The following is an 8,754-nucleotide window of genomic DNA, read 5'->3' as shown; positions in this document are numbered from 1 at the left end:
ATTAAGTTTGTCCCTAAACCCGCCCCGACAAATGAAACCCGCCCTAATCCCAACCTGAAAGGGGATAACAACGCCCCGACCAATGAAACCCGCCCTAATCCCAACCTCTAAATTGATGATTAAGCACCATAGTACGCGGGTTCATTCCCTGGCTTCCATTTGATGTTGCAGCCGATACTGGGCTTTTGTTCTTCACCAACGGGAGACTGCGCCAATACCGCATCGATCGCGGATCGTAGATCCTTACCTGTAACAGGTTTATCATTCCCTGGGCGGCTATCGTCGAATTGTCCCCGGTACACTAATTTGCGATCGCGATCGAACACAAAGAAGTCTGGCGTACAAGCCGCTGTATAGGCTTTCGCTGTTTCCTGAGTTTCGTCATAACACAAGGGAAACGTCAATCCTAATTCTTGTGCCATTTCCTTTAACTTCTCAGGCGCATCATCGGGGTGAGTCGCTGCATCATTGGCGCTAATTGCCACAATCCCCAGATCCGCATCCTGATAGTCTCGACCTAGTTTGGCTAATTCTCCCTGCACATGCTTGACAAAAGGGCAATGACGGCACAGAAATATCACCACTAATCCCTGTTTCCCCGCAAACCTATCTAAGGATATCGTTTCGCCCGATACCACATCGGGTAACTGGAATTCTGGGGCTTTTGTGCCTAAAGGTAACATAGTTGAGGCAGTTCGCGCCATGACTTTCACTCCTTTGCTGATTAATTATAAGTTTAGCTTATTTAATAGCGATAATTTATAGATTCTAAATATAAATAGAAAGTTGAGCGAGTCCACCTGGGAATAACTGAAACAGAATCCCCTTTCTATCCTGTGACCGATTATCCCAGCAAGTCCCATGCCAGCGTTAGACTTTCCTATTGCGTCATCACCCCAAGTGGCGATTGATACTCAACCCCTGACAGTTATACCCGATACACCTGTGATAGACGCGATCGCGCGGATGAGTCAACTTAGAAGCACTTGTTCCTTACCATATTTCAATGTAGCACCAGACGTTAACCCAATCAACGAACGACGCGCTAGTTGTATTCTGGTGTTGGAGGAAACGCGACTGGTAGGGATACTGACGGAACGGGATATTGTTCGGTTGGTGGTTCAAGGGATCAACTTCGCTGGGGTTAACGTGGCTGAGGTAATGACGCGACATTTGATTACCTTGAAAGCGTCGGAATTTCAGACTATCTTTACCGCACTCAACCTATTTCGTCAACATCGCATTCGTCACTTACCCATTGTCGATGATGGGGGGAATTTACAGGGTATGGTGACGCCGGATAGTATTCGCGCTTATTTGCAACCCAGTGACTTATTACAATTGCGTCGGGTTGAGGATGTGATGGTAACCTCTGTGATTCAGGCGAAACCGAACGCCTCTGTTTTGGATGTAGCGCTGCTAATCTCAGATTATCGCGTTAGTTGTGTGGTGATTGTTGAGGAGAAAAACGCGGGTGCATCGCCAATTCCGGTGGGAATTATTACCGAACGAGATATTGTTCAGTTTCAGGGGTTGGGTTTAGAGTTTTCCACCATTTCCGCCCAAACTGTGATGAGTACACCTCTATTTTGTCTGCATCCCGAAGACTCGTTATGGGAGGCTCATCAACAGATGTTGTCGCGACGAGTACAACGATTGGTGGTGATAGATAGACAAGGAAAATTGGTAGGAATTGTCACTCAAACCAGCCTGCTTCAAGCTCTTGATCCGATGGAAATGTATCAAGTGATTCAGAGTTTACAGCAAGAAGTTCGCCAACTACAACAGGAAAAGGTTGAGTTATTAGAAAATCGGACGATGCAACTGGAACAGCAAGTTCAGGAACGCACGCAGCAACTGCAAACGGAATTGACGCAACGTCAAAAGATAGAACAAAAGTTACGGGAAAGTGAGCATCGTTATGCAACCTTAGCCGACGCCTCACCGGTGGGAATTTTCCGCACCAATGCTCAAGGAATTGGCTTGTATGCAAATCAACGCTGTGCTGAAATTACCGGAATTCCCATAGCAGAAATCCTGGGACAGGGATGGGCAAAAACCTTACACCCAGAAGACTGCGATCGCGTGATTCGTGACTGGCATGATGCAGTTGAGCAACAGCAAGTTTTTGCCTCAGAGCATCGCTTTCTTACACCTGATAATAAAGTAACTTGGGTATTTTGTCAAGCTGTCCCGGATATTGGAGCCAATGGCGAGACTCTGGGATATATTGGCACACTTACCGATATTAATAGTCGCAAAACAGCCGAAACCGCCCTAAAAAATATTTTTGCCGCAACGGCTAAAGTTACAGGTGCTGACTTTTTCCCCGAATTAGTCCGCCATATCGCCCTAGCTTTAGGCGTTTCTCATGTCCTAGTTAGCGAGCAAGTCGGCGATTCTTTTAAGACGTTAGCATTCTGGTCAAAGGGTAAATTACAGCCAAACTTCACCTATCCTATCACCCATACACCTTGCCAACGGGTGTTAGCAGAAGGGACGTATTGGTGTCCAACTCAGGTGCAAAAAACGTTTCCTGATGCTGCGGCTTTAGTCACCTTAGACGCCGATAGTTATATGGGTGTAGCCTTGATAGATGGTGACGGAAATCCAATTGGGAATATTTGTGTTTTACACGAGCAATTAATCCCTGAACCCCGACAAGCCTTAGCCATTCTCCAGATTTTTGCCGCTAGATCCGCCGCTGAATTGGAACGCAAACGAGCGCATCAAGCTTTGCAACGTTTTAATCAGGAACTCGAACGTCGAGTTAAGGCGCGAACCCAAGAGTTAGAGTTTCACAAATTGGCTCTCGATTATTCGGCAATTGTGGCAATTACGGATAATAAAGGCATTATTACATACATCAATAAGAAATTCTGCGAAATCTCTCAATATTCTCCAGATGAATTAATTGGTCAAACCCATCGTCTGATTAATTCCGGTTATCATTCCTCCTCTTTCTTTCAGCAGATGTGGCAAACAATTGCCCAGGGTCAAGTTTGGCAAGGAGAAATCAAAAATAAGGCAAAGGATAATAGTTGTTATTGGGTGGATACCACTATCGTTCCCTTTTTAGATCAGCAAGGTAAACCCTTTCAATATCTAGCGATTCGCCATGATATCACAGAGCGCAAATATGCTCAAGATGCTTTATGGCAAAGTGAAGTCCGGTTTCGCTCCCTGTTTGAAGCCGCTCCCGATTGTATTCATGTTATTGATCTCGATGGGTTTATTTGGCAAACCAATCCCGCATCAGTCGAACAGTTGGGGTATAGCGAAATTGAATTGATCGGTCATCGCTTGGATGAGTTTTTTACGCCAGAGTCAAAACAATGCTTTGCTGAACAATTCCCCACAATTTTGTCAACAGGGAGTAATCGCTTAGACGTGGAAATGATTCGCCGGGATGGCACCATAGCGATTATGGATTTATCGAGTTCTTTGGTACAGGATGAACAGAAACACTGTGCCTATATTGTTGTCATTCAACGGGATATTAGTGATGCCTATCAACAAGCGATACAACGCCAACAGGTTCAAGCCCATCTCCAAGAAAGTAATAATCTTTTACAAGCGATTAGCGCGGCGCAATCTCAATTTATTGCCGATGCTAATCCCTATCTTCTTTTTGATGGACTCCTGGACAGTATCCTCGGGCTAACTAATAGTGAATATGGCTTTATTAGTGAGATTATCTATGCAGAGAATAGGGAACTATTGATCGAGGAAGCCTACATGAAGATACGGGGTAAACCTGATCTAAAATCTCAGGTTATTATCTCTAGTCCGGGGAACGAGGAAACGGCTCCAGGGATGAAATTGGATACTATACAAACTCTATTTAATGCAGTTATTGTTACAGGTAAACCTGTTATGATTAACCATCCTATCACTGATTCGGGTCTGGGTAAACTCCTAGACGATCATCCTCCGCTCATGGCATTTTTGGGACTGCCGTTTTATATTGAAAACAAATTTATCGGTATGGTTGGCATTGCTAATCGACCGGGAGGTTATGATGAAAGTATTGTCGAGTATCTGCAACCTTTTTTGGCAACCTGCGCCAATATTATGGAGGCTTATCGCAATGATAAACGCCGCCAAAAAGCAGAAAATGAGTTGCGCCAGAGCCAAGCACAGTATCGGTCTGTTATTAATAGCGTTAAGGAGATTATTTTCCAAACCGATGCTCAGGGAAACTGGACATTTCTGAATCCAGCTTGGACAGAAATTACCGACTTTTCGATTCAGGAAAGTCTGGGAACTCCTGTTTTAGATTACATCCATGAAGATGATCAACAACTGCATCTCGATTTCTTTGAATTCCTAATTAATCGTCAACAGGAATACTGTCGTCAGGAAATCCGCTACTTGACTAAAAACGGTGATATTCGCTGGCTAGAAGTGTTTTATCGACTAACTTTAGCAGTAGATGGGAGCCTTCAAGGAACATCGGGAACGCTGACTGATATTACAGATCGCAAACTTTCTGAACAAACTCTCAATCAACAGTTAATGGCAATTGAAGCCGCTATTGATGGAATTGGTATTTTAAATGAAAAGGGTGAATATATTTATCTGAATCAAGCGCATCTGGAAATATTTGGCTATGATACGCCGACTGATTTATTGGGAAAAACCTGGCATCAGTTGTACTATCCTGATGAAATCAGTCGCATTGAACGCGATATTTTTTCCGTGTTGATTGAGAATGGATATTGGCGAGGAGAAACCTTATCGAAACGCCGTGATGGTTCGACATTTGCTGAGGAATTATCCCTGACGTTAATTGAGGGTGGCGGACTGATTTGTGTCTGTCGTGATATTACAGAACGCAAAAAAACTGAAGCGTCATTAGCCAAGCGCGATCGCTATTTGACGGCGTTGGTTGAAGTGCAGCGTCAGTTATTAGCCGCCCCCGTTAATCAGGATGTTTATCAGCAAATTTTGACCATTTTAGCCCCGATTGCCGATGCCAACCGAATTTATGTTTTTGAGAATCATTATGATGAAAATGGACAATTTTTGAGTAGTCACCGGGCAGAATGGTGCGCTCCAGAAATTGAACCCCAACTTGATAATCCAGCGTTACAAAATGTTAGTTATCATCATATTGTGCCGCGTTGGATGGATGTCTTAGCCCAAGGGGGTATAATTAATGGGATTGTGGCAGATTTTCCGGCATCGGAACGATCTGTTTTAGAACCCCAAGGGATTTTATCTCTCCTCGCCTTACCGTTGATTGTCAATGGAGAATTCTTTGGATTTATTGGCTTTGATAATTGTGTCGAAGCCAAACAATGGGAACCCTTGGAAGAGGGATTGTTGAGTTCCGCTGCTGCTGCGATCGCGCTGGCAAAAGAACGTGAAATCACGGCAAAAGCATGGCAAAATTCTCAATCTCAACTTCAAGCTGTTTTAGATGCTGTACCTGGCTTAGTCTCTTGGATTAGTTCCGATTTAATTTACTTAGGCGTCAATCGCCATTTAGCCTCTCGTTATAATTTAACACCGGAAAATTTCTTAGGTAAAGAAGTTGGTTTTGTGGAAAATAATCCTAATTTTGCTGAGTTTATGCGCCAGTTTTTTGCTAGCTCAAATCAAACCATGTCTCAAACACTCCGGTTTGACATGAATGGCAATATCGAGAATTACTTGATCGTGGCTCAGAAATATCAGCAAAGCCAAGTCTGTGTGGCGGTGGGAATTGATATCACTGAGCGTCAAAAGGCAGAAGAGCAGATCAAAGCGTCGCTGAAAGAAAAAGAGGTTTTACTCAAAGAAATTCACCACCGAGTTAAAAATAATTTGAATGTAGTGTCTAGTCTCTTGGAACTACAAGCCGACTCCATTCCGGAACCCCACATTGGCAAACTCTTTGAAGAAAGCCAAAATCGCATTTACTCCATGGCGCTGATTCATGAGAAATTATATCGCTCCCAAACCATTGGACAAATTAACTTGAAGGACTATATCCAAGACTTGGCAAATAATCTCTTTGATTCCTATAATGTTAGTGAGGATTGCATTCAGTTGCACATCAATGTTGAGCCGATCTTCCTCAATATTGAAACCGCTACTCCTTGTGGCTTAATCATTAATGAATTAGTCTCAAATAGCCTCAAACATGCCTTTCCGGATGAGCGAGAAGGAATTGTGTCTATTAACTGTCATCAACAGTCAGATGGGCAAATTCACTTAGTCATCAGCGACAATGGCATCGGATTTCCCGAAGCGTTGGATTTTCAGGATACCGAATCCATGGGGTTTCAAGTTGTTTGTACATTAATCGAACAGTTAGAAGGAACGATTGAACTCCAACGAACTCCCGGCACCGCTTTTTCAATTCAATTTAGCGAACTTCAGTATCAAAACAGGATCTAAGCAGATGAGCGATATTCATATTCTAATTGTCGAAGACGAACTGTTAATTGCCAAAAATTTATCCCGCAAACTGAAAAAGCTGGGGTATAGCGTTGATGCCATTGTTTCCTCCGGAGAAGCGGCGATTCAAAAAGCGGCTGAAATTAAACCGGATTTAATCCTCATGGATATCGTGATTAAAGGAGAAATGAATGGGATTGAAACGGCGGCTACTATTCATCAGCAATTGGATATTCCCATTATCTATACCACAGCTTATGCGGATGATGATACCTTACAGAAAGCGGAAGCCACAGGCTCCTATGGTTATGTGATCAAACCCTTTAAAGAGCGAGACTTACATGCGGTAATCAAAATCGCCTTGAGTCAACATAAACAAGCGGTAAAAATGCGCCAATTGTTGGCAGAGGAGAAGGTGATAAATGAAAATAAATCCCGGATACTGTCCATGGCGTCCCATGATTTACGCGCCCCGTTAACTACAATTCAGATGTCAGCGGAACTGCTTCAGTTAAAAGCGGATCAGGAGGATGAGCGAAAAACTCGGCATTTTAAGCGGATTCAAAACGCAGTGACGAATATGAATCAGCTATTGGAAGATGTTTTAACCCTGAGTCAAGCTGAAGCGGGAAAATTAGACTTTCAACCTGAGCCTTTGGATGTAATTGCTTTATGTGAGAATCTGATCGAACAGTTAATTCCTCTTGCTAGTCAGCAACATAGCCTTAATTTCAGTTATCAGGGAGATTTTTTCCTGGGCTATTTCGATGAAAGCTTACTGCGGTATGCATTCACCAATTTGCTCACCAATGCGATTAAGTATTCCCCCCAAGGAGGTAATATTAGGTTAACAGTGACGAGGAATAATCAACAGGTTACCTTTCAGGTGCAAGATGAAGGGATTGGTATTCCTCCAGAGTACCTGAGCAAACTCTTCCAGCAATTTGAACGTGCTGCCAATGTGGGTAATATTAAGGGTACAGGATTAGGATTATGTATCGTTAAGCAAGCAGTTGATTTACATGGTGGTGAGATTAAGGTTGAGAGCACGGTGGGAGTCGGTACGACGTTTACGGTTACGTTACCGTTAATCACGGCTGCAACCTAGAGCGTTGGTCAAGTATTCCTAGAAACCGGGTTTATCCTGAGGATGACAACACAATATCAACCTTTGACCCAAAGAAACCCGGTTTCTTGACCGATGTAGAGACGCGCCATGGCGCGTCTCTACCTCATGGCGGGTTTAGTCGCATCTTTTATGAGCCCCTACCCATTAATCAGGGCGGGTTTTGAATAAACGCTATCACCAATCGCAACAGGAAAATCCCTAAACCCGCCCCTACAGAAAAATCATGGCGCCTCTCAACACTCAACACGTCTCCAATCCCCAATCTATTCTGATTTCGCTGCATTGGATGATCCCGCCTCGGCGGTTTCCTCACTACTGGGTAACTCCAGACAGTATCCCGCACCGTATACTGTTTTAATATATTGAGGATGACGGGGATCAGGTTCGAGTTTGGTTCTCAGGTGACGCACATGGACACGAATGGTTTCAATATCGTCATCTGGATCATATCCCCAGACTTCTTTGAGAATTTCACTAGGAGAAACCGTTTGACCATGACGCTGTAACAAGCAGTGTAGCAGTTCAAATTCCAGGTGGGTTAATTTAACTGTCTGATTAAACCAAATTGTCTCAAACCGTTCTGGAATCAGGGTCAAAGGACCATAGTTGAGGATTTCTGTATGCTTGGCGGCTTGGGGGATGCGGTCAGTACGTCGCAATAAGGCGCGTACCCGTGCTAGCATTTCTTCGAGTTCAAAGGGTTTGGTCAGATAATCGTCTGCACCGGCATTAAACCCTTCCACCTTATCCTGCGTTTGACCCAAAGCTGTCAACATCAACACGGGAATATCCGTGGTGCGTTCATCCCGACGCAACCGTTGGCAAACGGTAAAGCCATCGACTCGAGGCAGCATTAAGTCTAGCATGATCAGGTCGGGCTGGAGTTGCAGCGCTAGGGCCTGACCCTTGATACCATCGGGTGCTTGGTGAACTTCGTATCCTGCCATTTCTAGGTTAATGGAGACAAGTTCTGAGATTGCGGGATCGTCATCGATTAAAAGGATTCGAGGCATCACTAAGTAGTTACTAATAGGACTTGTTAAGGTCGGATAAGAACTGTCACAGGAAACTACAGATACTGTACCGATTATAAGCGCTGATTCTAAACTACTTGTGAAGAAAATGGAAAGTTGCTGATTTTTTTGGGAAAATCAGGTATAATATAGGGTTAATTTAGAAATATATCCGGTTTCGGGCGTTGGTCAAGTAGACCTATTGGCACAGAAGACGCCAAATAT

The 8,754-nt window shown here is 43.9% G+C and carries 4 protein-coding genes; 2 read left to right on the top strand and 2 right to left on the bottom strand.

Translation table 11 applies throughout. From position 1 onward, the window contains the following. Positions 1–119: 119 nt before the first annotated feature. A complete protein-coding gene (locus tag ACLFWI_RS21310; RefSeq protein WP_446414583.1) occupies positions 120–704 on the bottom strand; it encodes a thioredoxin family protein in 585 nt (194 codons plus the stop codon). A 157-nt stretch (positions 705–861) separates the two neighbouring features. Between ACLFWI_RS21310 and ACLFWI_RS21305 the strand changes: the two genes are divergently transcribed. Further along, positions 862–6,387 (top strand): PAS domain S-box protein, encoded by a 5,526-nt coding sequence (locus ACLFWI_RS21305; RefSeq protein ID WP_446414582.1) that lies wholly within the window; start codon positions 862–864, stop codon positions 6,385–6,387. A 4-nt stretch (positions 6,388–6,391) separates the two neighbouring features. After that, complete coding sequence (locus ACLFWI_RS21300; protein ID WP_446414581.1) at positions 6,392–7,495, top strand: hybrid sensor histidine kinase/response regulator; 1,104 nt, start codon at positions 6,392–6,394, stop codon at positions 7,493–7,495. Between the two features lie 284 nt (positions 7,496–7,779). Here the strand turns inward: ACLFWI_RS21300 and ACLFWI_RS21295 are convergent, their stop codons facing one another. Continuing rightward, positions 7,780–8,529 (bottom strand): response regulator transcription factor, encoded by a 750-nt coding sequence (locus ACLFWI_RS21295; protein ID WP_446414580.1) that lies wholly within the window; start codon positions 8,527–8,529, stop codon positions 7,780–7,782. Positions 8,530–8,754 lie beyond the last annotated feature (225 nt).

The sequence above is a fragment of the Coleofasciculus sp. genome (assembly GCF_046539235.1).
Lineage (GTDB): Bacteria > Cyanobacteriota > Cyanobacteriia > Cyanobacteriales > Coleofasciculaceae > Coleofasciculus.
Note: the sequence above shows the minus strand (reverse complement) of the source record. Positions and strands in the feature narration are given on the sequence as shown.

Coding starts and splice junctions, on each gene's coding strand:
- ACLFWI_RS21310 (WP_446414583.1), bottom strand. CDS start 704: ATGGCGCGAACTGCCTCAACTATGTTACCTTTAGGCACAAAAGCCCCA.
- ACLFWI_RS21300 (WP_446414581.1), top strand. CDS start 6,392: ATGAGCGATATTCATATTCTAATTGTCGAAGACGAACTGTTAATTGCC.
- ACLFWI_RS21305 (WP_446414582.1), top strand. CDS start 862: ATGCCAGCGTTAGACTTTCCTATTGCGTCATCACCCCAAGTGGCGATT.
- ACLFWI_RS21295 (WP_446414580.1), bottom strand. CDS start 8,529: ATGCCTCGAATCCTTTTAATCGATGACGATCCCGCAATCTCAGAACTT.